The organism is Methylicorpusculum sp., assembly GCF_030651835.1.
Taxonomy (GTDB): Bacteria; Pseudomonadota; Gammaproteobacteria; order Methylococcales; family Methylomonadaceae; genus Methylicorpusculum.
This window is the reverse complement of the sequence record NZ_JAUSBX010000107.1, coordinates 40,727-67,535: the sequence shown is the minus strand read 5'-3', so window position 1 is coordinate 67,535 and position 26,809 is coordinate 40,727. Positions and strand designations below refer to the sequence as shown.

General features: G+C 44.4%; 19 protein-coding genes. 10 read left to right on the top strand and 9 right to left on the bottom strand.

Translation table 11 applies throughout. The features are described from left to right. The first annotated feature begins 406 nt into the window (after positions 1-406). Positions 407-3,742, top strand: coding sequence for a DUF748 domain-containing protein (locus Q7V32_RS14215; protein WP_304897646.1), 3,336 nt, complete (start codon positions 407-409; stop codon positions 3,740-3,742). A gap of 68 nt (positions 3,743-3,810) precedes the next feature. Here Q7V32_RS14215 and Q7V32_RS14210 read toward each other — a convergent pair whose 3' ends face one another. Further along, the gene (locus Q7V32_RS14210; RefSeq protein WP_304897645.1) at positions 3,811-4,068 is read right to left on the bottom strand and encodes a DUF2024 family protein; all 258 of its coding nucleotides are present in this window, start codon (positions 4,066-4,068) and stop codon (positions 3,811-3,813) included. Between the two features lie 198 nt (positions 4,069-4,266). Here Q7V32_RS14210 and Q7V32_RS14205 point away from each other — a divergent pair, with 198 nt between their 5' ends. The 3 genes from Q7V32_RS14205 to Q7V32_RS14195 all read left to right on the top strand — a co-directional run bounded on the left by Q7V32_RS14205 (position 4,267) and on the right by Q7V32_RS14195 (position 5,771). After that, positions 4,267-4,827 carry a MarR family winged helix-turn-helix transcriptional regulator gene (locus Q7V32_RS14205; protein ID WP_304897644.1) on the top strand — a complete coding sequence of 187 codons (561 nt, stop codon included), beginning with the start codon at positions 4,267-4,269 and terminating at the stop codon, positions 4,825-4,827. A gap of 304 nt (positions 4,828-5,131) precedes the next feature. Continuing rightward, positions 5,132-5,311 carry a hypothetical protein gene (locus Q7V32_RS14200; RefSeq protein WP_304897643.1) on the top strand — a complete coding sequence of 60 codons (180 nt, stop codon included), beginning with the start codon at positions 5,132-5,134 and terminating at the stop codon, positions 5,309-5,311. 94 nt (positions 5,312-5,405) lie between these two features. Next, a complete protein-coding gene (locus Q7V32_RS14195; protein ID WP_304897642.1) occupies positions 5,406-5,771 on the top strand; it encodes a hypothetical protein in 366 nt (121 codons plus the stop codon). Positions 5,772-5,830: 59 nt separating this feature from the next. On the opposite strand, the gene Q7V32_RS14190 is transcribed toward Q7V32_RS14195, so the two are convergent. Further along, a complete protein-coding gene (locus Q7V32_RS14190) occupies positions 5,831-5,983 on the bottom strand; it encodes a hypothetical protein (RefSeq protein WP_304897641.1) in 153 nt (50 codons plus the stop codon). Between the two features lie 146 nt (positions 5,984-6,129). Here Q7V32_RS14190 and Q7V32_RS14185 point away from each other — a divergent pair, with 146 nt between their 5' ends. Beyond that, positions 6,130-7,902: an SLC13 family permease gene (locus tag Q7V32_RS14185; protein WP_304897640.1), complete on the top strand. Its 1,773-nt coding sequence runs from the start codon at positions 6,130-6,132 to the stop codon at positions 7,900-7,902. On the opposite strand, the gene Q7V32_RS14180 is transcribed toward Q7V32_RS14185, so the two are convergent. Continuing rightward, positions 7,880-8,761, bottom strand: a complete 882-nt coding sequence (locus Q7V32_RS14180) for an SDR family oxidoreductase (RefSeq protein WP_304897639.1) — start codon at positions 8,759-8,761, stop codon at positions 7,880-7,882. The genes Q7V32_RS14185 and Q7V32_RS14180 overlap by 23 nt on opposite strands. Before the next feature lie 150 nt (positions 8,762-8,911). On the opposite strand from Q7V32_RS14180, the gene Q7V32_RS14175 reads away from it, so the two are divergent. From Q7V32_RS14175 to Q7V32_RS14165, 3 genes are read left to right on the top strand one after another with little or no spacing between them, the layout of a single operon-like run. After that, positions 8,912-9,430, top strand: coding sequence for an exonuclease domain-containing protein (locus Q7V32_RS14175; protein ID WP_304897638.1), 519 nt, complete (start codon positions 8,912-8,914; stop codon positions 9,428-9,430). Positions 9,431-9,436: 6 nt separating this feature from the next. Continuing rightward, positions 9,437-11,554, top strand: a complete 2,118-nt coding sequence (locus Q7V32_RS14170; protein WP_304897637.1) for an HDOD domain-containing protein — start codon at positions 9,437-9,439, stop codon at positions 11,552-11,554. Positions 11,555-11,593: 39 nt separating this feature from the next. Then, complete coding sequence (locus tag Q7V32_RS14165) at positions 11,594-14,077, top strand: GGDEF domain-containing protein (RefSeq protein ID WP_304897636.1); 2,484 nt, start codon at positions 11,594-11,596, stop codon at positions 14,075-14,077. 68 nt (positions 14,078-14,145) lie between these two features. Here Q7V32_RS14165 and Q7V32_RS14160 read toward each other — a convergent pair whose 3' ends face one another. After that, complete coding sequence (locus Q7V32_RS14160) at positions 14,146-15,081, bottom strand: response regulator transcription factor (RefSeq protein WP_304897635.1); 936 nt, start codon at positions 15,079-15,081, stop codon at positions 14,146-14,148. Then, positions 15,078-18,443, bottom strand: coding sequence for an ATP-binding protein (locus Q7V32_RS14155; protein ID WP_304897634.1), 3,366 nt, complete (start codon positions 18,441-18,443; stop codon positions 15,078-15,080). Before Q7V32_RS14155 ends, Q7V32_RS14160 begins: the two co-directional genes overlap by 4 nt. Positions 18,444-18,835: 392 nt before the next feature. Between Q7V32_RS14155 and Q7V32_RS14150 the strand changes: the two genes are divergently transcribed. Then, entirely contained in the window at positions 18,836-19,225 is a 390-nt protein-coding gene (locus tag Q7V32_RS14150) for a hypothetical protein (RefSeq protein WP_304897633.1), read from the top strand. A 118-nt stretch (positions 19,226-19,343) separates the two neighbouring features. Beyond that, positions 19,344-21,119, top strand: a complete 1,776-nt coding sequence (locus Q7V32_RS14145; protein WP_304897632.1) for an ABC transporter transmembrane domain-containing protein — start codon at positions 19,344-19,346, stop codon at positions 21,117-21,119. A gap of 489 nt (positions 21,120-21,608) precedes the next feature. Here Q7V32_RS14145 and Q7V32_RS14140 read toward each other — a convergent pair whose 3' ends face one another. The 4 genes from Q7V32_RS14140 to Q7V32_RS14125 form a co-directional block, all read right to left on the bottom strand. Further along, on the bottom strand, positions 21,609-23,270 hold the full coding sequence (locus Q7V32_RS14140; RefSeq protein ID WP_304897631.1) for a glutamine--tRNA ligase/YqeY domain fusion protein: 1,662 nt from the start codon (positions 23,268-23,270) through the stop codon (positions 21,609-21,611). 469 nt (positions 23,271-23,739) lie between these two features. Beyond that, the gene (locus tag Q7V32_RS14135; RefSeq protein WP_304897630.1) at positions 23,740-24,003 is read right to left on the bottom strand and encodes a hypothetical protein; all 264 of its coding nucleotides are present in this window, start codon (positions 24,001-24,003) and stop codon (positions 23,740-23,742) included. 43 nt (positions 24,004-24,046) lie between these two features. After that, entirely contained in the window at positions 24,047-25,879 is a 1,833-nt protein-coding gene (locus tag Q7V32_RS14130) for a Na/Pi cotransporter family protein (RefSeq protein ID WP_304897629.1), read from the bottom strand. A gap of 104 nt (positions 25,880-25,983) precedes the next feature. Next, positions 25,984-26,802 (bottom strand): MOSC domain-containing protein, encoded by an 819-nt coding sequence (locus Q7V32_RS14125; RefSeq protein WP_304897628.1) that lies wholly within the window; start codon positions 26,800-26,802, stop codon positions 25,984-25,986. Positions 26,803-26,809 lie beyond the last annotated feature (7 nt).

The following is a 26,809-nucleotide window of genomic DNA, read 5'->3' as shown; positions in this document are numbered from 1 at the left end:
GCGAGCAAGAGCGTAAAGAAGAACGTTACGAGCAACTAACGCTCTTTGGGCAAGCAAATCCGCCTTTAGGCGGTTCATGAACATGCCCCTTTGAGGGGCTAACAGATATAAGCCCCCGGCTTTGCCGGGGGTGATTTAACTTGTCCTCTTTTTTAACATCAAATTGGGAATTGCCGATTAGCGGGACTATTTATCAGCGATTCATCTATAGTGTTGTAAGCTATTTTAATCAGCAACTCGTTGAAAATTTTCGATTTGAAAGATTCCCGGATATAAAAAAAGTTAAAGGCTAAAATAAGCAGCTTTAGATCAATATTCCACCAAGATGTTGTGCTTTTTGCCGGACTTGATTTAAGCGTCTTTTAGAATTGTAGGGGGGCAATCAGTGCATTTTTTTGAATCAGGTATGGTAAAAAAACTCATAAAGCCCACTTTGATCACGTTGGTCCTTGCAGGTTTTTATACTGTGTCGGGTTTTTATATCTTGCCGGCTTTATTGAAAATGCAACTTCCCGGTTTGCTTCATGACTCGACAGGTCGTCATGCCTCTGTTGAAAAGATCGCATTTAATCCGTTTGATTTTTGTCTGGAAATTCAAGGGTTCTCCTTGCAAGACAAGGATGGTCAGGCTTTTGTTGCTTTCGATAGGCTGTACGCCGATTTGGCTGTATTCAGTTCGATTAGACAATTTGGCTTGGTCATCGATGCTTTTCAGCTAGATAAGCCGTTTGTCCGGGTGGCTAAAAATCAAAACGGTGTTTTTAATTTTGATGACCTTGGCTCGGATACTCAAGAGGATCAAGAAGCCTCTGAAGGTCTATTTCCTTTACTGATTCATCAATTAAATTTGTCGGATGGTTCGGCACTTTGGGAACATGCCCGAGCCAACGCAGTGGAAAAAGAAACCCTACAACCTATTAACCTGAAACTGACGGAATTCTCTACATTTCGGGATAATCCGGCCAATCTTGAACTTAGCATGGCGCTTCTTTCTGGAACAACATTACAGTGGTCAGGCGAAGGCAGTCTTAAACCGATTCACTCCAAAGGTTTGATCAAACTGGATAAAGTTGATTTATCCAGAATTGCTTCCTTATTTCTTCAAGATGTTCCTGGTGTTTTTCTGGAAAAAGGTCAACTTGCAGCTTCAGTTGGTTATGAATTGAATTATGACAATCGGATTTTGCAACTGGATGCTCCGGAAACAAAAATAGACCTGGAAAGCTTTAAATTATCGCTAAACGATCAGGGGGGCTCCCAAACTCTAATTTTGACTGACAAAATGAATCTTCAGGCAGGGCTTGTTTTACGCTCTGAAGATAAAGGATTGTCTCTGCAAAGCAAAAATACCCGGCTGGAAATGGATAACCTGGATGTCAGCGGAAAAGACATGCCAGAAATCAGAGTTAAACGCCTCGATTGGAATACCTTTTTGGCTATCGAGCAATCGGTTAATCAGTTAAAACTGAGTGCTGGCCAAAATCAGATGAATCTGGCTGAAGTGGGTTTGTTTCATCATGATGGATTTAAGCATTTTCCGGCTATTACGATAAAGCAGCTGAAATCTCAAAGCGAATTTGCTTTTGATGATGCCAATCAGGTTGTGAATTATTCGATATCGGCAGGTATAGCCGACCTTAAATCACTGACGATAACCGATACGGGTCAGAATTATCAGGTAGTGACTGTTCCAACACTGGCTGTTCAGGGAATTAGCGTGGAAGGGGGTAAGCAACGCGTCAAGCTGGCAAAAATTGACACGGCTGACGCGACACTCAATACCTGGTTAAACGAGGACGGCTCGTTTAATTTGCAAAACTTGTTTGTTGCAAAAGGCACGGATAAAGAAACGTCCCCTGTTCATGAAAGCAAGAATGCCAGCCAACCTGGGTGGCAAGTTGCTGTCGATGACTTGGTTATCAATGATTATCAGATCAGTTTTGCGGATAGAAATCAACAAAAGCCTTTCGCGATTGAATTTTCAGATTTGAATCTTCAGGTTAAAGGTTTTGATACGTTGAAAACGACGGCATTACCCATCGATTTTAAAGCCCAGATCAACAAGTCAGGCAAGGTCGGTATCGCTGGGGATGCAGTTCTTGATCCTTTTTCAGCTGATTTTTCAGTGGCTCTTAACAACTTGCCTTTGAAAGGATTTCAACCTTATTTGGAGCAGTTTGCGAAATTGGATATTATCGATGGAGGACTCTCTACCGATGGCAGTCTTTCACTAGCTTTAACGCCTTCCGGTGAGCTGGATTTGAAATATAACGGTAATGCAAATGTCGACAGTTTATTGCTGCGTGATCAAAACCAGCATCGTGACTTTGTTAAATGGGAAAACCTGCATTTGACAAAAATCAATGTAGATTTACTCAAGCAACAGTTTTTCCTTAAGGATGTACTTTTTGACAGACCTTATATAAGGCTGCTCATCAAAAAAGAAGGGGGAACCAATTTCGATGATGTGATTGCCGATAACACGGATGCAGGCAGAGCAACACCAACTTCAGAAAAGGCGAAGGAAAAGCCAAAAAATTCACCGGTTTTTAGAATCGGTGCGATTCAACTCAAGGACGGCATGTCCGATTTTGCCGATTACTCATTGATACTCCCCTTTGTTACCAAAATGACCCGGCTCAATGGGAATCTGCAGGGCCTTTCTTCCGATAAAGGTGCGACGGCAAAATTGAATTTGGATGGTAAAGTTTATGATTTAGCGAAAGTTGATATCGTTGGTCAATACAGTCTGGATTCCGGTGATTCGGCTGTAGAGCTGAAATTCAAGGATATGCCTTTACCTTTGGTCACGCCTTATATGGCAGAATTTGCCGGCTATAAAATTGAAAAAGGGCAAATGTCGTTGGATTTGAAATACACCATCACTGACAACAAACTCGAAGCAGAAAATAAGTTGTTCATTGATCAGTTTACTTTGGGTGAAAAAGTTGAAAATCCGAAGGCGGTGTCTTTGCCATTGGAATTAGCCATTACACTGATGAAAGACGGCGATGGGAAAATCAATCTTGAATTGCCCATCTCCGGTAGTCTGGATGATCCTCAATTCAGTGTCAGCTCACTGGTTTTCAAAGCGCTGGGCAATGTCATCGGCAAAATTGCTTCAGCACCTTTTAAGATGCTTGCCTCGCTGGTCAATTTTGGCAGTGATGAGGATCTTAGTCTGGTTGGTTTTAGTGAAGGGAACTCGGAGCTGAACGATCATGAAAAGACAAAACTCGATGCGATAGCTAAAGCATTAGCCAGTAAACCGGCGCTCAGTCTTGAAGTCAAAGGGGCCGCTTTTAAGGATTTGGATTGGCCGGCGATGCGCTATGAAGCCTTGAAAGATCAGCTGAAAAAAATCAAAGCCAAGGAATTGCGCGCAAAAGGGGAAAGAACCCGTTCAGAATACATTGAACTTTCTGACGAAGAATACAAGGAATTGTTGGCGCAACAGTTTATAGAGAAATTCCCGTTATTGGCTGATTTCTCCATTTTCGGAACACCAAGGTTGAAAGAGGGTGAAAGTGGCGATTTTTATGAAGTTGCCCGGCAAAAACTTGAGGCGCTTTTGCCGCCGGAAGAGCAACGGTTAAATGATCTTGCCGTATTACGCGCAGGCAATATTGCAAAATATCTGCAGGAATTGGGTGTAGCCAGTAACAGGGTATTTTTACTGTCAACTGAACTTGATCCTAAAAGGAGTGATCCGGAGGTCAGTGTGAGATTGTCAATTAGATGATCTTTTGTCTCTCAGGCTGGCGCAGGCCAAATGAGGCCTGCTATAAACGCACAGCCTATTACAGGTATCTATTTCGGACAACCTTCGAGTTTCAGAATGCAATAGCCATTAGCATCGATTTCATTGCGTATATCTGTAGGCGCTTCGGCGCTATGGCAAAATACACAATTGGTTTGATTAACGATAGCGTCCGATTCGCCAATGCTGGCTAACCATTCTTTAGCATAGTTGATGGCTTGCTCCGGATCTTTCTTATCGAGCACAACATCGAAGTGCATTATCCGGCCTTTGGCTGTTTTAGCGTAGGTATCAAAAACATGAGACATTGACATAAGCGTTACTAAGCTCCCAAAAGAAGGCCGACACACTGTCGGCCTTGAACCACAAGGGGTTGAGGAATTGTATTCCATCCTGGATTTGAAAAAAGGTGGCAAAAAGCCATTTAGTTTCGAATCGAAACAGGGCATAATGTATTTTAGTTCCATTTCATTTGTCAACTAAGTTATAAAAAATTAAGAAGCTCTATGCAAAAAGTTGATGTTTACAAGTTAATTGAACGAATGGCGGCATTAATTCGTTCGGAAGAACGAAAACGTTGCACAGAAATGGGTTTGCAGGTGGTGCATCTGCAAGTCATGGATTATTTGTCGCGTTGCAACAAATACAGCAATACACCGGTTGCGTTGACCAATTACTTGGGCATGACCAAGGGTACTGTTTCGCAAACGCTTCTTTTGCTTGAAAGAAAAGGGTTTGTCAGAAAAGAAGCCGATTTAGCCGATAAGCGGATGGTTCATCTTTACCTGACGGAAGAGGGGCAACTGATGTTGGGTCAAGCCTATCCCTCTGATCTTTTTAGTAATGCGGGTTTGTTTTTGGAAGCACATAATCCGGATTTAACTGAAGAGCCTTTTATTAATGCGTTGACTGCATTGCAAAAAGCCCATAAATCCAATTCCTTTGGTTTATGTAAAACGTGTAAGTTCTTTACGCATACGAATGACGGCTTTTTATGCGGATTAACTAAAGAAACCTTGACCCAAAGTGACAGTGAAAAAATCTGTCAAGAACATACTCTTCTTTAATTTTATATCTTTCGCTGCTCATCCCCATAAAGTTGGGGTTCAGCAAGTCCATTTCCCCTATTGAGAATGTTTTCACGTCAAACGGTTTTTCTGATTGCCGTGGATTATGTCGATAAAATACATCGTATCGAATCGATAATTTATTGACATTTCCTTTATTGCTTCTTATAGTATCGATGCACTACCAAATGGCAAATAAACGTTTGCGTTGGACTTTACTCGAATAAACAAGCAGTTACTGTGTTGTTTTTATATCGGGTCAAGTTTATAGCTTACAGAGATACTCATTAATCAGGAGATAATTATGATACTAGAAGAACCCAAAAAAGACCGGTTCTGGTTATATGTCGGCTTGTTTACTTTCTCATTAGTGGCGGTTTTACTGATGGTTAAAATGAATGAAAATGAAAAATTCGAACCTATCAAGCAACAATTGATAGAGGAAGAAAAGCAAATGAACATTCGGGTTATAGGTAACAGGTAACGGCAAACACTATCAGCGTTTTGACTGATTCAAGACGCATCACTTATGACTTAAATCGTTGCGCTTAGCCTAACCGCTTTAGCAGGAAATCACTATGAGACAAATCTTAAAACTAATTTTTGCAGCCTCACTCACTTTTACGGCAGGCAATGCGTTGGCAACCGATTATATATATCGTGAACTGATGGCCAATACGCTACCTTCAGCTAAATGTGAAGCAGAGTCAGCCGCAATAGCCAGCGCATCAAAAAACTATAATATTAAAAGATTCAGTAAAAAATTCTGCCAAACTCAAGGTTATGGTTGGCATTTGGAACAAATTAAAGATTCCGGTAAACCGGTTTGTACGCCCTGTGATAACCCCAAAGAAACCGGTTTTCGTTGTCACATGGAAGATGTAGTCGTTGAGTGCAAGCGCATAAAACCGGGTTCTGTTGGTATGTTGCCGGGAAAGAGCTAATTTCTTTCAGAAGGATAATCAGCAGATAGTGCCAGGGAAGGGCATCAATTCATTTTTGCTTATGATTCGACGAGCTCTAATTGATCCTTCAGATAAGGGGCAAAATACGAGCTTGTCGAATTAAACAGCGGCCTTGCTGTTAACCAATACAGACAATCATCAAGTACTTCTGACGGGTCAATGGTTACCCATTGCCTTATTGTTTCTGACATAGAGAATTCCACTCTTTCTGCCTTATCCAGTGATAAGAAGCGGCAAATACCCCTCAATAGCCGATGGACTAAAATCGGCACTCAATAAATCAATTTATCTTATAATGCCGCATTAAATTGCGTTTCTCAAAACTTAAGAGTAAAGAATGGATTGGCACGGTTGGCTTACTGTTTTACTGACTGCCGGTGTTTTATTGACACTGATTTTTTCACGTTTCACGCCCGATTTGGTGCTCATGGTAGCACTTACTGTATTGAGTGTCGCCGGTGTATTGGATCCCAAGCAAGCACTTTCCGGATTTAGCAACGAAGGCTTGATCACGGTGGCGGCTATGTTTGTTATCGCTGCTGGCATCAGCTCGACAGGAGGCGTCGAAATGGTGGTCAATCAATTGCTGGGTAATCCGAAAACGACTCAAGGTGCCTTGCTTAGATTGGTTTTACCGCTAATACCTTTAAGCGCATTCCTGAATAATACGCCGGTTGTAGCGACCATGATTCCTGCGGTCACTCGCTGGTCCAAACGTATTGGTATCGCGCCATCCAAATTAATGATACCGCTCAGTTATACCGCCATTTTGGGTGGGACATTGACACTGATAGGAACAAGCACAAACCTGGTGCTGAATGGGCAATATCAAGCATTAACGGGAAAAAAAGGCTTTGAGTTGTTTGATATCACTTTGATTGGTTTACCTGTCGCAGTGGTGGGTGTTTTATTTATTGTGTTATGCATGCCTTTTATGTTGCCCAACAGACAAAGTGCAGCCGAGCAGTTTGCCGATCGTAAAAAGTTTACCTTTGAAGTGGCTGTGGCGAACAATGGACCACTGGAAGGTGTAACCGTTGCAAAGGCCGGGTTACGGAACCTTCAGCGCATCTATCTGGTTGAGATTGAACGTCACGGAAGTATTGTGACTGCGGTTTCGTCAGAGGAAAAACTGCAGGGCGGGGACAGGTTAGTCTTTGTGGGTGAGACCAGCGCAATTTTTGATATTTTGCGTATTAATGGCTTGGTTCCATCGGATAGCCAGACACCCGTAATAGATAAGGACACTCCGGAGCGCTGTCTGGTTGAGGCTGTTGTGTCACAGCGTTGTGACAGTATTGGCAAGGCTATTCGGGACAGTCATTTTCGCGATCGATACGGTGCTGTGGTTCTTGCCGTGGCCAGAGACGGCGAAGCCATTCAGGGTAATTTGGGATCAATCGAATTGCAGCCCGGTGACGTATTATTACTTGAAGCGCGGCCTGCATTTGTTACCCGGCAACGGGTACAACGCGATTTTTTGTTAATCAATGATTTGGAAGAAACTCGACCGAATCATCAACGCGCCAAACTGGCGTGGGTACTTTTATTGGGAGTCATCGGTGCCGCAACGTTTGGGTTGACCAGCATGTTGAATGCTGCCCTGGTGGGTGCAGCGCTCATCGTATTGACAGGCTGCTGCAGTATAGCCGAGGCCAGACGTAGTCTGGATTTGACCGTACTGGTCAGCATTGCTGCCAGTTTTGCTTTGGGTAACGCCTTGCAGGTCAGTGGCGCGGCGGATTTTATAGCCCGTCATATTTTATCAGTTGCTGACGGCAATCCCTGGATTTTACTGGGATTAACTTATGTTACCGTGTCAATTCTAACTGAGGTGATCACCAATAATGCGGCCGCATTACTGATGCTTCCGATCGTGCTGGCAGTTACCGGCAGCCAGGGTTTAAATCCTGAACCTTTTGTGTTTGCTACAATGATGGGAGCGTCAGCTAGTTTTGCAACGCCTTTGGGTTATCAGACCAACCTGATGGTCTACGGGCCTGGCGGTTACCATTTCAAAGACTTTTTACGAGTCGGCGTGCCTATGAATATTATCACCGCTATAACGACAGTGGGGCTCATTCCTTTCATTTGGCCGCTGCAGAACTGATTTGATCAGTGACTATTTTTTGAATCATCGGCAAATAACCATTACGGTAATCAGGGTAAATTAATTGATAACCCAATGCTTTTAGGCGTTTGTTATCACAGCGTTTGTTGAGATCGGGCGGAGTCGATGGTGGCTTGACAGCAGGTGGCAGGCACCCCAGTTGTTCTGTCATCCAGCTTACAACCTCCCATTGGGGGGCGGGGTTATCATCACTTGCCAGATAATAAGTCGCTAATTTTTCACCCTTTAAGCGCAAGCCGATAAGAAAGTCCAGAACACCTGCGCAATCGTCCTGATGAATGCGATTAGTATAGTAAGGCGGATCACGCATAATTTCTGGTGCAGTCCGGGCTGAGTTCAGTAAGTATTCGCGGCCGGGTCCGTAAATACCGGAAAATCGAACAATCGTGGTATCCGGTAAAACCGTTAAAAGCCTAAGCTCAGCGCGACGGATAATTTGTCCTGACGGCGTATTAGCTTCAGTGACAGAATCTTCATCAATCCATTCCCCGTTCGATTGTCCGTAAACACTGGTGGAGGAAATAAAAAACCAGTGCGGCGGGCGTTCCGCTTTTTCGAAATGCTTTAGCAGGTTTTCCAAAGCCGTATCATAAACAGCCTGATAACTGGCCAGACTTCTCTGCCCCGGCGTGGGCATAAAAACCACCTCGTCAAAATTTAGAGGCAGAGCAGCAAAACTTGACGTTTCAGTAAGGTCCGCTTGATAGAAATTAACGGTTTCATTCAAATTTTCTGGGGGATGTCTTCTTATGCCCGTTACTTGGTGATTTTTCCGGTGCAATAATCCGGCAAGGCGGATGCCTATATCGCCGCAGCCGGCGATGAGAATATTAGCCATTTTTATTATTCTGCTGTAATGATTAAAAAGTGCTTTTCCAAAATAAAGCGTTTTCTAGGGCTATTTTGGGCCTAAAATTAGTTTTTTATTCTAAACTTCATTAGCGAAAAGCCTATCAATCATTTCATCTAAATCAAGCAGGGAGTTTTTTTGTTCAAGCCCAGTGTTATTGATATCGAAGCTTCAGGATTTGGAAAAATGAGTTACCCAATCGAAATCGGGATTGTTTTGGCTTGTGGTAAAAAATATTGCAGCTTGATCAAGCCGGCGCCTGAGTGGCAGCATTGGGATGAAGAAGCCGAAAAAGTTCATGGCATTACTCGGCAGACACTCATTGCCAATGGACAATCAGTTGATAAGGTGGCTGAGGACATCAATAAAATTTTATCAGGAGACACTGTTTACACCGATTGTTGCAGTATAGACAAGCCCTGGCTGGATAATTTATTTCAGACCGCGGGTTTTAAAACGCTATTTAGTATGAGAGATCTTGAAATGATCTTGAATGAAGCGCAAATGAACATGTGGCAAGAAACCAAATTACAGGTTATTTCTGATTTACAATTGAGCCGTCATAGAGCCAGCGCCGATGCGTTGATCATACAGGAAACTTATATGCGGACTAGTCAGCGATCCATGGCAAGTAACACCTCAGCCACGGTCCGGTAAAAGCTTATGGATGCTGCCTTGTTAAAAATTCTTGCCCGGATTGATACTCATCAGCTTCCTGCTATTCCTAAAGTATTGTTGAGCCTGATCGAGGCTTTTCAAAATCAGCAAACCAGCTTTGATGATTTAACCCGGATTATTGCACAGGATGCAGGGCTAAGTTCAAAGGTTTTAGCGGCGGCTAATTCGTCTTTCTATCAGCAGTTCGGAGAGCTGAAGAATTTAAACCGGGTAGTGGTGGTTTTGGGTCTGGAAACCTTAAAGACCATAACGATGACCAGTGCGACTCAGCAGTTTTTTAGTCAGATACCGGCCTCTCAGCAAAACTTTCTTGAAGTCATCTGGTTCAGATCGCTGGCTTGTGCTCATTTCGCACGAAGGCTTGCCAAATTGACTGGTTTTGTCTCACCTGATCAAGCTTATTTGACCGGATTGCTGCACCGTTTGGGACAATTGGTCTTACTGCAATGTTTTCCCAAAGAATACTCTGCCTTGTTAAGCGAGCATTCCGAAGACGTTATCGAGGTGCTTGAAAAAAAGGCTATCGGCATTTCCCATAATGAAATTGGAGCTCATATAATAGATACCTGGAATGTTCAAGGATTCATTGCCGATGCTGTTCATTATCAAAACCAAGAAATATCCGCTATTTTGGACAGTTCTGCGTTAGTCAAACTGGTTAACTTGGCAGCACAATTAAGCCGCTTCGATAGCCCACGCGAGGCACGGGTTTTTGAAAGCGGCTATGCATTATTCGGGCTGAGTCAGCCCTTGTTGGAGGAAATATCATCCGATGTGATGGCGCAAGTGAATAAAACCGCGGGAAGTTTAGGTATCTCACTCGTTAAACGGGACGACAGCACGGCGGTCATTAAAGCCAGGGTGGATCAGCGCAATGCCATTTTGAAACGTTTGGGAGAGCACACAAAGGATTTGGCATTCATCGGCGCAATAACTCGTAATAATGACTACTCCGACCAGATCGATGATGTCATCGGCAAGATGCGCCGAGATTTAAAAGTGCTGTTCGGATTCAGCGCAACCGCTGTTTTTCTGTTAAACAAGGAAAACATGGTGCTCGAGGGCTATTCCTCATCAAAAGACGAGACTTTATCCAAGCTATCGATCGATTTTAAAGAAAATCGGAGTCTGGCTGCCAATGCCTTGTTACAAAAACGGATACTGGATTCGTTTAACACGGTACTGCCGGACCCGTTTCCTGTTGTCGACCGTCAAATTTGCCGTCTGCTGGCAGCTCAAGGCATGGTGGTGATTCCGTTGATTGCAAAAAATCACTGTTTGGGCGTGGTTGCAGCAGGATTAGAAGCAACCGATCTGCCTAAATTGAAAGCTAAGCTGGGCCTGATTGCGATGTTTTCAGGCGAAGCGGCACAATCTTTTTTAAATCACCGTCAGATTGATGAGCTCATTCTTGACCGCCTCAATACTATTCAGACAGATTTTCAGCTACAGGCAAAAAAGGTTATACACGAGGCCAATAATCCGCTGAGTATTATCAATAATTATCTTTATTTACTGGGCCAAAAACTCGGAGAGAACAGTCCTCAGGAAATAGGGCTTATCCAGCAGGAAATCAATCGTGTCGGTGAGTTGATTCTTACCCTTTCGGATACTCAGGGGGCTATCAACGAGGACAACGACCTCGTTGATATTAACGTCTTGATACAAGATCTGGTCTCATTGTTTAAAGGCGGTCTGTTTACGTCTTATCGAGTGAATTCAGTTTTAAAGCTGGATGATAAGCTCCCAAAAATAGCGCTAAGCAAACCCAAACTTAAACAGTTATTGACTAATTTGATCAAAAACGCAGCCGAAGCCCTCTCTTCCGGGGGGGGGGATGTCACGATTACTACCCAGGACCGGGTTTATCTGGGCAGTAAATGCTGCGTTCAAATTGAAATAAAAGATGATGGTCCCGGTTTTCCGGAAAAGATCAGCAATAACTTGTTCAGCCCCGTGATCAGTACTAAAGGTGCAGGGCACTCAGGACTTGGCCTGACTATTGCCAAAAATCTTGCCGATGAATTATCCGGTACGATAAGTTGTAGTTCTGTGCCTGGCGCAGGAACAAGCTTTCAGATTTTTCTACCCCGTAAAACATAACCCCTACTATAATAAGCATCTCATAATAAAGGCCATAAAATGGATGCAAGACCTGATTTAAATTCCGATATTGAGATTCTCGTTATCGACGATGAACCTAAAGTAAGGGATAGCCTTCAAGATATTTTGAGGCTTTCAGGTTATCGTGTCGTCACTGCAGGTAATGTGGAAGCGGCTATTCAATATATCAACGAGCGTGATGTCACCTTGATTCTGCTCGATTTGAATATGCCCATTCACGACGGGCACCACTTGCTGGAATATATTGACCGTCAACAGGTAGACGTTCAGGTCGTCATTATCAGTGGTGAAGCCACTTTTTCTCAAGCCTCCAGATCCTTGCGTTTCAACTTTGTTCAGGAATTCATTAAAAAACCCTATGCGGTTGAAGCCTTGTTACACTCGGTTGAAATGGCGGCTGAAAAAATCCGCTTAAAAGAGGTCAACAGCAAGATCCAGGCGCAGTTGTCAAAGTCCGAGCAACTGCATCGCTTTTTCGTCGACAGTTCGCCCGATATCATTTATATGCTGAACGATAGAGGGGAATTTGTATTTTTGAATAACGCTATAGCCAAAATTCTAGGTTACGAAAAACAGGAAGTCCTTGGTAAACATTATTCCGACCTCGTCTACAAACCTGATATGGAAAAGGCCAAATATGCTTTTAATGAACGCAGGACAGGTGACCGTTCGACCAAAGCGATTGAATTGCGGCTTTGCTGCAAGAACAGTGACGAGCCAAAATATGTTGAAGCCAATTCGATCACGATTGTACTCAGTTCCAAAGGCATTTATAAAAAGAAACAGGACAATAAAGAGTTTGTCGGCACTTACGGTGTCATCAGGGATATTAATGACCGTAAACTTTCCGAAAATATGCTGCGTAAACTCAATCTGGCGGTTGAAAACAGCCCTAATCTGATATACATCACCGACAGTAACGGAACGATTGAATATGCCAATCCCAAAATAGTTGATATTTCAGGTTATACCGCCGATGAAGTGTTAGGTCAAAATCCTCGTATATTCAGTTCAGGCGAAACGCCCCCGTTTGAATACAAGATGCTTTGGGATACTATTTCTTCAGGTCAAATTTGGCGGGGTGTTTTTAAAAATAGAAAGAAAACAGGTCAATTGTACTGGGCTCAACAATCCATAGCCCCCATGCTGAATTCCGATAAGTGCGTGACTCATTACGTTGCAATCCAGGAAGATGTCACAGAAGCACTTCTTCAGCGAGAACAAATTTCTCATCAGGCCACTCACGATTCATTGACTGACCTGATCAATCGCAGTGAGTTCGACCGGCGCTTAAAACGGATTATCAATACGGCGAAAATCAATAATTCCGAGCATGTTTTATGCTATCTGGATCTGGACAATTTTAAAATTGTAAACGACACCTGTAATCATTCGGCCGGAGATGAACTGCTGCGCCAAATCAGCGGCCAATTCTCAAAACTGATCCGGTACAGAGATTCTATTGCCCGTTTGGGAGGCGATGAGTTTGCTATTTTGATGGAACATTGTTCGCTGCAGCAGGCGCTGGTGACAACGGAGCGTATCCACAAGCAAATCGAACAATTTCAGTTTTATTGGGAAAACAAATGTTTTCGGATCGGCGTCAGTATCGGTCTGGTATTGATTAATGCTGAAAACGGCGCCTTTGATGATCTGTTGGAGCGTGCGGATATGGCTTGCTACCTTGCCAAGAAAGGCGGTCGTAACCGATCTCACGTATTTGACGAACAGGATCAGGCCAATATCCTGCGTCAAAATGAGTTGCCCTGGCCTGAAAAAATCAAGGATGCGTTAAGCCAAAATCGATTCAAGCTCTACCGGCAAAAGATCATGGCTTTAAATTCCAGCGTGGAAGAGGGCGAGCATTACGAAATATTGATTCGCTTGGAAGACGAGGATGGCAATGTGATCTTGCCGTGCGCTTTTATTCCTGCAGCAGAACGTTATCAACTCGCTGTTGAGCTGGACCAATGGGTAATCCGTAACCTATTCGACTGGTTCCTCCAGCAACCTGATCGCTTGCAGGCCTTAGCGTTGTGTTCGATTAATCTTTCCGCTTCCAGTCTGGTGGGCAAAAATATGTCTGGATTTTTAGTCGAACAATTTAAAAAAACGGGTTTGCCGCCCGATAAGTTTTGTTTTGAAATCACTGAAACCGCCATTATTGCCAATTTGACTTCGGCAACAGAATTCATCATCTCGCTTAAAGAGTTGGGTTGCTTGTTTTCTCTGGACGATTTTGGTAGCGGCTTTTCATCGTTTGCTTATCTTAAAAATCTTCAAGTCGACTTCCTTAAAATGGATGGTATCCATGTCCGTAATATCGAGTCCGATCCAGTCTCATTGGAGATGGTCAAGTCAATCAACGATATCGCTCACTTGATGGGTAAAAAAACCATTGCCAAATTTGTCGAAAATGATGCAGTTTTAAAAATGCTGCTGGATTTGAAGGTGGACTATGTTCAAGGTTACGGCTGCGATACGCCTTCGGTCTTAGTCTAATTCCGTCAAGCGATTAGCCATCCTCATATGAAGGCAAGGTCTTGAAAATCTGATTTCAACTGCGATCATTAACTTGATTGAAATGCTTTGGCAACTGCCGCAGCTCGGGTTGATACGCCCAGCTTCTCGAATATATGCTCAAGGTGTTTATTGACCGTGCGGGGACTGCTGCCGAGGATGATGCCCACTTCTTTATTCGTTTTACCCCGTGAAATCCACATCAGTATTTCAGCTTCTCGCCCGGTCAGACCGAGTGATTCCCGCAGTGCGTCCAAATCCCATGTTTCCTGTCGTTTTGAAAGAAAAAGCAGATATTCAGGAGAATGTTCACAAGGCATTAGGGTGAATACTATGCCTTTATAGGCAAAATCTGTCCCTATTTGATCGGCTCCTGAAGTAACAGAGTGTTTGATGGCTTGCATGATCCAATCGTGAATGGGCGATGGCAGGGCATCAGCAAAATCATTTTGTTCAGACGCCACTTGTCTTTCTGTAATTGAATGGAGTATGGTTTTGGCCGCCACGGTCATCCAGGTGATTTCAGCGCTTGTATTGACCGTCACCACCGAGACTGCGCTATGATCCAATGCCATTCGAACTTGTTGCATCTGTCTGGCTTGATTCAGGTGCACTTCAATTCTGGCCAACACTTCAGGGGGACGAACGGGTTTGACGATATAATCCAGACCACCTTCCTCAAAACCTCTCAGCAAATGCTCTAATTCAGTCAAACCAGTCATAAACAGCAACGGAATATCGCCAGTTGCAGGGTCTGATTTCAAACGTTGACAGGTTTCAAAGCCGTCAATGCCGGGCATCATCACATCCAGCAATATAATGTCAGGTTTTAAAAAGCCGATTTGTTCGATGGCTGAGACACCGTCAGTAGCGACCAGAACGCGATAACCCGCTTCGGAAAGCAGGTCAGACAGCATAGCCAGATTGCCGGGGGTATCATCGACAATCATGACCGTCCCGTTATGGAAAAGGGGTTCAGTTATCATGTTGCATAAGTCAGTATTTGTTTGAGTTCTGAAAGTTTAAAATCATCGGCCAGTGCGATCAGTTTTGTTGAAAAGCCTTCATGTATCCTGCCGTTTTTTTGCATCTGATGAATCGCGGCTTTCAATCCCAAAATGTCGCCAATTCTAACAAAAGCCTGCAATATTTCGAGAACTTCCGAGTCTGGAGGAATCAGCGCGATAGTAACTGCGGGCTTGTTGTCAGGATCTTCTTCGCCTTCGTAAACCCAATCCAGGGCAAGATGCAGTTTGAGCTTGTATAGCAGATCTGCTATCTGTATCGGTTTACTGAGAAAATCGTTACATCCGGCGTGGATAGCTGCAAGCCGGTCTGAGCTGTAGGCGTTGGCACTTAGTACGATGATCGGGAAGGTATGGCCCTGCTGGCGCAGTTGTATCGCCGTAGCAACGCCATCCAGGCCCGGCATGCTGATATCCAGCAGGATCAAATCAGGAATCTGTTGAGCAACCGCCAATAAGCCGGCTTCGCCGGAATCAGCCTGTAATGTATTAAACCTTAAAGGCCGCAGAATGGAGCACATCAGATCACGGTGTTCGGGTTGGTCGTCAATGATTAAGACCGTCTTTTGGGGGCCGAGATAACCGATAATGTCGGCCTCTCGCTCGATGTAGTTATCCCCGCCCTGATTGGGCAGAAACAAACGGACAGTAAAGGTGGATCCCTGTTCAGGCAGGCTTTTTACTGTGAGTTCACCGCCCATGATTTCTGCCAGTATTTTGCTGATTGTGAGCCCCAAGCCGCTGCCTGAAACAGGATGATCGGCCGTATCCATCAAACGCGTAAAAGGCTGGAAAATATTTTGTAATTCCTCTTCCCTGATACCCCGGCCCGTATCGGTTATCTGAAAGGTAGCCACTTCACCGCTGTAGCCGATACGGAACAGGATATCTCCTGAAGAAGTGAATTTAACCGCATTGCTTAATATGTTAATTAATATTTGCCGAACGCGTTTTTCATCACCTTTGATGCGTTGCGGCAATGATTGAGTGATCTGGCAGCAAAAATTCAAGCCTTTATCCTCTGCTTGAGCTTTGTAAATTCTCACTAAATGTTCAATAAATACCGGAAAGTTGATAGGTTCGGATTTTAATTCAAACTTTCTGGCTTCTATGCGGGCAATATCCAGAATATCCTCAATTAACGAGGATAAATGTTCGCCGCTGCGTTTGAGAATGTCGATGGCGGAGCGTCGATGTTCGGGGATGGCCGGGTCCTTTTGCAAGACATAGGCATATCCTATGATGCTGTTGAGCGGTGTTCTTATTTCATGACTCATATTGCTTAAAAAGCGGCTTTTCGCGCTATTGGCCTGGTCAGCCATTTTCAGCGCCTGTTCCAGTTTTATATCGGTTTTTTTATGTTCGTCGATTTCCATCAATAATAATTGCGTTTGTTTGGCGGTTTCTTCATGCGCAAAGCGGCGGCTTTCGTCGTTCAATATCAACCACCAGGTACACAAGCCGATGAAGACCAGCAGAGAGGCATAAATTTTGACGAAATTGGCTAATAAGAGGTCGAAAGAGGGCAAGTACTTTTGCGCAACCAATAAATCCTGGTAATAAATAATGCCTATGAAAATACTGGTGAGTATGGTCAAAAATCCGAATAACAGAAAAAAGCGCAGTAATCTTAATTTGGAGTGCAGTGACATGCTGGCCGGGAAGATCCGGTTGGCAAACACTTCCAGGTAATCGTCCAGCCTAAAACCAGGTTTGCAGGCATCGAGACAGCGGGCGTCCAGAGTGCAACACAAGGAACAGATAGAACCCGAATAAGCCGGACAATAAGCTAAATCCTCCTGTTCAAATTGGTTTTCGCAGATGCTGCATTTTTGATGTGCGGCACTGTTATTTTCATGTCGGTCGCGAGCGAGGTAATGTCTGTTACCGAACCGCCAGGCCATCAGAGGGCTTAATAGAAAAGCCAGCCCAAGCGCGATAAAAGCCGAAAAAGCTTGAGGATAGACACCAAACAGACCGATGTAAGACAAAATCGATATCACCGAAGCCACGAGGGTTGCAATGATGCCGACCGGATTCAGATCCGGCAGGTAGGCTCTTTTAAACTCGACGATTGGGGGGCTTAATTTTAGCGGTTTGTTGATTAAAAACTCTGCGGCTACAGCGCTGATCCAGGCGATAGACATATGCGAAAAAAGGCCCAGCACTTTTTCTAAAGCGCCGAATACGCCAAACTCCATCAACAGCAAAGCAATCGCGACATTGAAGAACAGCCAGATAACCCGCCCCGGATGGGTATGGGTCAGGCGGGAGAAAAAATTCGACCATGCCAGCGATCCGGCGTAAGCATTGGTGACATTGATTTTGAGCTGACTGATAATTACAAACACTAAAGTGCAGGCTGCAACCCATTCCGGATTACTAAACAGCGTACCGTAGGCAATTTGGTACATTTGTGTCGGCTCATGCGCATGCTCCGGGCTTATTCCATTTCGGATTGCCAGATGAGCCAGCAAGGCACCGCCTAATTGTCTGAGCATGCCGAATAAAATCCAGCCGGGGCCGGCTGCAAAAACTCCGGCCCACCAGCGAAATCTATTCTCATGTTTTTTTTCAGGCATAAACCTTAAAAAGTCCACCTGTTCGCCGATCTGAGCCATCATCGAAAAAGCCACCGTTGCCGCGCTGCCAAACAGCAATGCATCGAATCCCTTGCCGCTTCCGGCGATCCAGAAATAAGTGGAGAGGGTTAACTGCGCTTCCGGTTCATGTACAAAAACCGCGACATAAGGGGCAATCAACATGATGAGCCAGACGGGTTGCGTCCATAATTGTAATTTACTGATCGTGGTGACGCCGAAGGTCACCAGTGGTATCACCAGGACAGCGCTGACCACATGAGCGAGAGCCAGCGGCATATGAAAATATAATTCCAGCGCCAGCGACATGATGGACGCTTCCAGTGCGAATAAGGTAAACGTAAACGACGCGTAAATCAGCGAGGTTATGGTTGAGCCAATGTAGCCAAAACCCGCGCTGCGCGTTAGCAGATCAATGTCGATGTTATAGCGGGCCGCATAATAGCTGATCGGAAAGCTGGTAATAAAAATGACCAAACCCACCACTAAAATGGCCCAGAAAGCATTGGTGAATCCGTAATTGATGGACAAAAATCCGCCAATAGCCTCAAGCACTAAAAATGATGTCGATCCGAATGCGGTGTTGGCTACCTGAAATTCAGACCATTTACGAAAACTGCGCGGTGCAAATCTGAGCGCGTAATCTTCCATCGTTTCATCGGCAACCCAGGAATTATAATCCCGGCGAATTTTTGAAATGGTTTGATGAATAGGACGGCTCATTTTGTTGGCATGATATCAGGTGTCGGGATGCCCGGCTGCGATGAACTCAAGACGGTTATATTGGGCATTAGCTGAACAAAAAGGCAACGGACGGTTAATTGTTTGCGACAGAAACAGGCTTGCAAAGTATAGGAACGATTCATAATGGGGCGCGTTAGCTCACTATATAGCAATAAATGTTCCTTACTCATCTTGTTTGGCAATTACTTGAATTAATTGGGATTTAAAGGCGCTAAGGAGAAAGTAAAGGAGTTATTTTGTTTCATAGTGGTGCGTAAAATACTTTTAGCACTAAATGAGTGCCTGATTTTTATGAATTCAACCTTGTCAACAGATGACTGATGCTGATTAACGTGTTATGTTCGGTATGCAATTTAACGAGGAGAGACACCATGAATATAATAATGAAAACCTGTTTATTTTTAGTGCTGACCCAGTTTGGACCGCTGGCTGTGGCGATGGAAGATAATATGCCCCAAAAGTCCGATATGAAAATGGATAAACCCATGAAACATAAGGCTGGCATGGGTGCTGGTAAAGAAGAAGGTATGGCCGGTATGGGAGGCGGTAAAGAAGGCGGCATGGGGAACATGGATGAATCCAAAATGATGGAGCATATGAAGATGAGGCAAGAACATGACCTTAAAATGCATGATCTTTCCAATAAAATTCTCGCAGAAACCGACCCTGCTAAAAAACAGGCACTAAAAGATCAACAAATTGAACTCATGAAATCGCATCATATGCATATGATGCAAATGATGAAAAATCATAAAATGTAATAAACCCCGTTTGAACTTTAGTTCGTCTAAAGCTACAGAGTAAAGCCGGTCAGGGTTAGTTTGTCTAACCGTGATCGGCTTTTTTATTATCTTAACTACGACAAGAGAACTCACTTCATTGAATGAATCTATTGCCCGTGTAGCCTCGGCAAAAATCAAAATATTCAGCCGGCTGTCCGTTTTTTTCAAGCCCTATAAACTCAGAATGCTGATGGCGTTTGTTGCACTGGTGATAGCTGCAGCTTCATCGCTTTCTCTCCCCTTAGTTATCAGGAATATTGTCGATCAGGGATTTTTTGTTAATCAGCAAGCGGTTATCGACCGGTATTTTTTGATTCTGCTGGCAATTGTTGTCGTGATGTCCTTGTTTTCAGCACTGAGATATTACCTGGTCATGTGGCTGGGTGAGCGTATAGTTGCCGACATTCGCTCAACTTTGTATCAACATGTTTTGGCGATGGATCCGGTCTTTTATGAAGAGACGCCCTCCGGTGAAGTTTTGTCCCGATTGACCACCGATACCACATTGGTGCAGTCGGTGGTCGGCGCCGGTCTTTCGGTCACGTTGCGCAGCCTGTTTTTACTGATGGGCAGTCTTTTTATGTTGACACTAACCAGTCCCGAGTTGACCGGACTGATTGTTGTGATTGTGCCTTTGGTGATATTTCCGATCATTTTCTTTGGCCGAAAGGTCCGGTATTTGTCCAAAATCAATCAGGATTCTATTGCACAATCCAGTGCGATAGCCGGTGAAACGCTGAATGCGATTCATCTTGTTCAAGCCTATGTATTGGAGACTTATCACTCCGGTCGTTTTAATGATTCGGTGGCAACTGCTTTTTCCACGGCTAGGCGCCGTTTAAAAGCCCGCGCTTTATTATCCGCATTTGCACTCTTTATTGTGTTCAGCGCGATCATGGCGGTTATCTGGATCGGCGCCCGTTTCGTGATGGCGGGTCAGTTGACTGTTGGAGAGTTAAGCCAGTTTTTGATGTATGCGATCATTGTGGCTTCCAATACTGCGTCATTAACTGAAGTTTGGGGTGATGTTCAAAGAGCGGCTGGTGCCATGGAGCGTATTTTACAGCTGTTGAATCAGTTGCCGACACTGAGCCGGGTTGAGCATCCGATAGTCATTAATCCGCGGACTATTGACCGGATTCAATTCGATCAGGTGTACTTCAGTTATCCGTCAAGATCCGAACAATACGCATTGGACGTTTTTTCATTAACGATTGAACCGGGTGAGACTGTGGCTTTGGTGGGGCCGTCCGGAGCAGGGAAAAGTACCGTTTTTCAATTATTGCTGCGCTTTTACGACCCGCAGCACGGTAGTATTCGTTTGGGAGGAACAAATATAACCGAGGCTGATATTGATCAGTTGCGTCGCAGTATCGGTATTGTTCCTCAGGATACGGTTATTTTTGCTGCAGATGTCATGGAAAACATTCGGATGGGTAAACTGGATGCTAGCGATGATGAGATTAAAGCGGCGGCAAAAGCGGCTGCGGCGGATGAATTTATCAGCCATCTTCCTGAGGGTTACAACACCTTTTTAGGCGAGCGAGGCATCCGACTTTCCGGAGGCCAGCGCCAGCGTATCGCCATTGCCAGAGCCATTTTAAAAAATCCACCTATCCTGCTACTGGATGAAGCGACCAGCGCATTGGATGCGGAGAGTGAAAAATGGGTACAGGCAGCGATGGAGCAAGTCATGAAAAATCGCACCACGCTGGTTATTGCGCATCGCTTGGCTACTGTATTAAACGCCGATCGCATTGTGGTGATGGATAAAGGCAGAATTGTAGCGAATGGAACGCATCAGGCACTGTTAGCGCAAGGCGGACTTTATGCGCGGCTGGCGGCTTTACAATTTGGCGACATTCATTTGTGAATGAACGGGTTGACCGTTGTTGCCTGCGGCAACGGTTTCAGACACAGATTTGTAACTACTCACCCGCGTTGAATTTTGGATGTAGGTGATTGATTTCAAAGGACGCGTGAATTCGTCCATGAAGCTCTCTGCAACATCCCTGTTGCAGAAGCCTTTTCAATCAATTACCTACACCCCATTAAATCGGAAGGGGTGAACAGATACTCAGGAAACTGGATGTTTTTGATCAGATTGGCTTAGGAATAAGCATGAAATAACTTCCACAAGCAGAACTGTTTGTGGGGTTCGGTGACTCGCCTGACGGGACGCCGTGAATGCGTCCGTGTAGACTTGACGGCGGCAATCCCTGACGCCGACACCTGTCAATCGAGCCTCCGAACCCCTTACAGTCTTTGAATAAGTTGTTTCATGCCCGTTCCTTAGTCAGGGTTAGGGCTACAGACATCAACCCGGCTGGTTGATAAGACATAGCCGTAACCCCGTCAGAAGCTATTTTCCCCAGGTATCTCTGAGAGTCACCGTCCGGTTAAACACCATGACGCCTTTGTCGGTATCATGAAGGTCGCGGCAAAAATAACCCATGCGTTCAAACTGAAAACGGCTGCCGGGTCCCGATGATGCCAGGCTGTATTCCACGCGACAATCGTTTAGTACTTCAAGTGAATGTGGATTCAGCGCATCCAGGAAGTTGCTTAATGTATCCGGGTTGGGATGATTGAACAGCCTATCGTACAAACGTAATTCAGCCGGTACCGAGTGCTGTTCGGATACCCAATGAATAACGCCTTTTACCTTTCGGCCTTCAGGATTTTTGCCAAGCGTATCAGGATCGTAGGTGCAACGGAGTTCAACGATGTTACCGTGTTCATTTTTGATGATTTCATTGCATTTAATGACATAAGCCCCGCGTAAACGCACTTCGCCACCCTTGATCAAACGCTTGAATCCTGATGGCGGCACTTCGGCAAAATCATCTTGTTCAATCAGTACGGTTTTTGAAAACTGAATATTGCGTGAGCCCATTTCCGGGTGTTGCGGATGGTTGCTGATCTCAAGCGACTCGACCTGATCGTCAGGATAATTCTCGATAACGATTCTAAGTGGTTTCAAGACCGCCATGGCTCTGGGTGAGTTTTCGTTCAGATCTTCACGAATGCTGTTTTCAAGTACAGCCATTTCAATCCAGGAGTCTTTTTTGGTGATACCGATACGTTCGCAAAAATCGCGAATGGCATTGGGGGTAACACCGGCTCGTCTCAGGCCCGCAAGGGTGGGCATGCGTGGATCATCCCAACCATCGACATGTTTTTCCATAACCAGTTGATTGAGTTTGCGTTTGCTGACAATACTGTATTCCAGTTGCAGGCGCGCAAATTCAATTTGTTGTGGATGGCAGGGCACATCGAGTTGGTCCAGGACCCAGTCATACAGAGGGCGATGGTCTTCAAATTCCAGTGTACACAATGAATGAGTGATGTTCTCCAGTGCATCGGAAATACAGTGGGTGTAATCATACATCGGATAAATACACCACTGATCGCCGGTTCGATGGTGGTGTGCGCGGCGGATCCGGTAAATGGCAGGATCGCGCATGTTGATGTTCGGTGAAGCCATGTCGATTTTTGCCCGCAGCACATACTGACCATCAGCAAAATCGCCATTTCGCATCCCTTCGAACAGTCGTAAGTTTTCTTCGATGCTGCGGCTTCTATCCGGGCTCTCTTTGCCGGGTTCAGTAAGCGTACCCCGATATTGTCTTATTTCTTCGGGCGACAAGCTGTCAACGTAGGCTTTACCCTGTTTAATCAGATCGACTGCAAACTGGTAAAGTTGTTCGAAATAATCCGAAGCGTGTCTTAATTCGCGCCATTCAAAACCCAGCCATTTGACATCTCTTTCTATGGATTCCATATACTCGATGCTTTCTTTTTCAGGGTTCGTGTCATCAAAACGCAGGTTGCAGGTACCCTGATACTCAGCCGCTGTCCCGAAATTCAGGCAAATCGATTTGGCATGACCAATATGCAGATAACCGTTGGGTTCGGGAGGAAACCGGGTGGCTACCCGGCCATTGTTCTTGTTTTGTTTCAGATCATTGTTGATGATGTGACGGATAAAATTTGAAGCCGTTTGAATTTCGTTTGTTGACATGGGGTTTATTACATTGAATGCGTTAAATTTTAACGCGGTTGAGTTGTGAAATGAGTCAGCTTAAAGCCGCACAGGTCCGGTTTTTAGAACGTAGCAACATTCTTAAGGTTGGCAAAATACTACTGTAATAAGCCTACTGCGTAAAGACAAGCGTTAAAGGCCGTGAATTTGCTAAAGGCCGACAGAACTTGCATTTTGAAGAGCCTGAGTTAAAAGTCAATCAAGATGCTTGCCATATCTTAATTGATCATTCTGATTCTAAGAACTAAACACAAAATAACCTCTACAAGCAGGACTGTTTGTGAGGTTCGGTCACTCGCCTGACAGGACGCCGTGAATACGTCCGTGTAGGCTTGACTGCGTCAATCCCTGACGCCGACACCTGTCAATCGAGCCACCGAACCCCTTCCAGTTTTTGAAGCAGTTGTTTCATGCTCGCTCCTAAAATATTGCTATTTTATGCAGATTATCAGCTCAGGCTTTTAATGTTTTGATAAATTTCATGCAATGCGGCGATTCCTTTTTGGTGTTGCATTCGGATGATTTCAAGTTCTGTCTGAAAAAGCTTTATCAGTTCAGGATCCTGGTTCAGCAGGATCTCATTTTCAAGTGCCTGTTGTTTCTTTTTTAGTTTATCCAATATGTTTTGCAACTCTTTGGCGTGAGCTTTATTTTTTTTTAGCTCGGGCCGGAAAAAACGCTGTAACTTGCTTACTAATTTGATTATGTTCATCTTTAAAGACTCTATCTTAGTCGGGGCAAGAAAGGCTATTGGATCAGTTGATATCGGAATTTTGTCCGTAAGCGGGGTTGATTTTTTCTATTACCTGTTTTATTTCCGAGTCATCCAAAGTCAATTTGAGTTCGGGGCGGAACATTTGTGGGCTTTTATGCAGAAATAAAGTCTCCGCAGCTTTTACAAGATTTGACTTAATGCTGTACATGTAAGCGCTATCATTGATCAGAGAGGAGCCGGTCTGAGAGGTGATTTTTTTCTCTCTGATAAGCTTTTCTATTTGGCGGGTCACTTGCAGGTCATCGTCTTCTATTTTTGATTTTAATGAATCCAGCGACAGCAGAGGCAGTTCATTTTGATCTATTTTCTGCCTGAATTGTTCGATTTCCCTGATCATTAACGCAATCTGAAACGCTATTTTTTGATATTCATGCCGAGCTTCTGTTGATGGTGAGCGACCGTAACGAATCCAGTTTTTTTGTAGGTGTTTGGTATCTTTGATCGCTTCGACAATATGACGGCCCGAATTCCTGAGCCAATAGAGTTTGGATGATTGTTCCAGTTCACGGCTGAACGTGGCTTGACTTATAAATTCAATAATTGCGCTGAAGATACCTTTGATACGTTTTTCATAGCCCCCATCGATATCGTAATAAGAGCGGGTGCTTTCTTTTTGCAATGCAGCCCAAAGCAAGTCATTGTCGAGTATGTCCCGCCGGTGTAAGCCAAACGTTTTGAGCACAATGTGGATGGCGTTTTCATAAAGATGGATGGTTTCCAGTCTGACCGATTCGACAAAAGTTTCGGGAAATCCAGCGGCGGAGTTGTTTAAATATTTGGGCTTAAAAATATTGGATTTGGCCGGTTTAATGGTTTTCTCCAGCACTTTAACCAATTTGTCGATAAACGGAAACAACACCATGATGCCAAGCAGATTAAATAAACTATGAAAAATAGCCAGCTTAAGCGTGTAGTTATCATCTGCAATGGTTAAAATCTGTGCAACCCAATCAACGCAGACCTCAAAGTACTTGATCAGAGCAAGCGCAAGTAAACCGGTAACCATATTAAATAAAAAATGGGCCGCCGCAAGCCGTTTTCCTTCCACATTGGCGCCCAGCGATCCCAATATTGCGGTTACCGTTGTTCCAACATTGGATCCTATCGCCAAGGCCAAGGCATTTTCATACGTTATTTGGTGAGCGGCTAGTGCGGTGATAATCAAAACCATCGTCGCGTGACTGGACTGCATGATGATGGTCGCTGCAAAGCCCATCAGGGTATAAATCAGTAAGCCACGAATTCCAGGTATGGCGTATTCAACCAGATCAAGGGTCTCCTTGATGGCTTCAAAACTTTCTTTCATATAGTGAATGCCAAGGAATAAAAAGCCCAGGCCTGCCAGAATATAACCCAGACCTTTTATTTTTTTATGGCCTTGAAAAATAAACAGAATGCCGAAGACTAACAGCGGCAGGGCGTATTCAGATAGATTTACTTTAAGTCCAAAGCCTGCAATCAGCCAGGCTCCTGTAGACGTGCCCAGATTTGCACCAAAGATAACGCCTATACCCGCAGCGAGTTCAAGCAGTCCGGCACTGATAAATGAAATGGTGATGATAGAGACCAACGAACTGGATTGCATTAACGACGTTGCAAGAATCCCGAACCATAGGCTCCGCCAATTTGTCCGGGTGGTTTTTCTTAGAATGCGTTCCAGTGTGCCGCCGGTAAATGCGTTAAACCCTTGTTCCAGGGCCAGCATGCCAAATAAAAAAATCGAAATACCTGCGGCAATACCTGTAAAGTCTTTACTGAGCCAAAAGCCATAAATTAGTAAGGGGACGCCGAGGATGAGCAGAATGTTTTGCATTAGGAGGGTGAGATGGCTTGATAAAAGGATTTGCAGGATTGGCGCAACGGAATAGCTTGAAGCCCGTATTAAGAAGGTTTGTAAGCCTTGACTAGCGAGCTGATTTATATGAGCGGGGGTTGTTTTGGTCCTTGAGTCAGGACAATTAACGCGTCATCAATGTGCAATTCGCCGGTCTTATCATGAAGTGCATTTTGACCAAAAAAGACTTGTTTATTCCATTTTCTGGTTCGATTTAGTGTGGCTAGCGGTTCTTTACCTTGTTGTCCGGTTGATGGATCAATCGTAGTGATGGAACAGCGAGAACAGGGTTTAGGTAGCCGAAAGTCAATTGCACCAATTCGAATGGTTCGCCAAGTGTCTTCTGCATAAGGCTCGCAATCAGTTACTACAAGATTCGGCCTAAAGCGAGTCATTGAAAAGGTTTCGTTCATTTCCTGATTTAAGGCTGCAAGTGAAGCTTCTGAAATGATTAAAAAAGGAAATCCGTCTGAAAAGTATATTTTGTCTTTTGGTTTTCCGTAGTCTGGATCAACAACACGAACTGCATCCTCGGGTTGATAGACTAAACGGCAATCAGTTTCTAAAAACGTGCTTAGCCAGTTGTTGGCTGTTTCAGATGCGGGCTTGGCTGAGCAACTGTCATTCCAGATTTCAACATTGAAAGTAGCCGTAGGATCGGATTCAAAAGGGACGGTGATGGGTGGCATGGAGGCCGCCGAAAGATGCAACCCTTCTTTGGATAATGACGTACTGATTAATGACATTTTTGGAAATTGCCGTTGCGTAATAAAACGGTTTTCCGTATCAACTATCATCCATCTTCTGTCGTGCAACAATCCTTTTTCGTTAACCGGCCAGGATTTGACGCTAAAACCGCTTAGTGATTTAACCGGATAGACATAAATTGACTTGAGATGCATAGCAGTT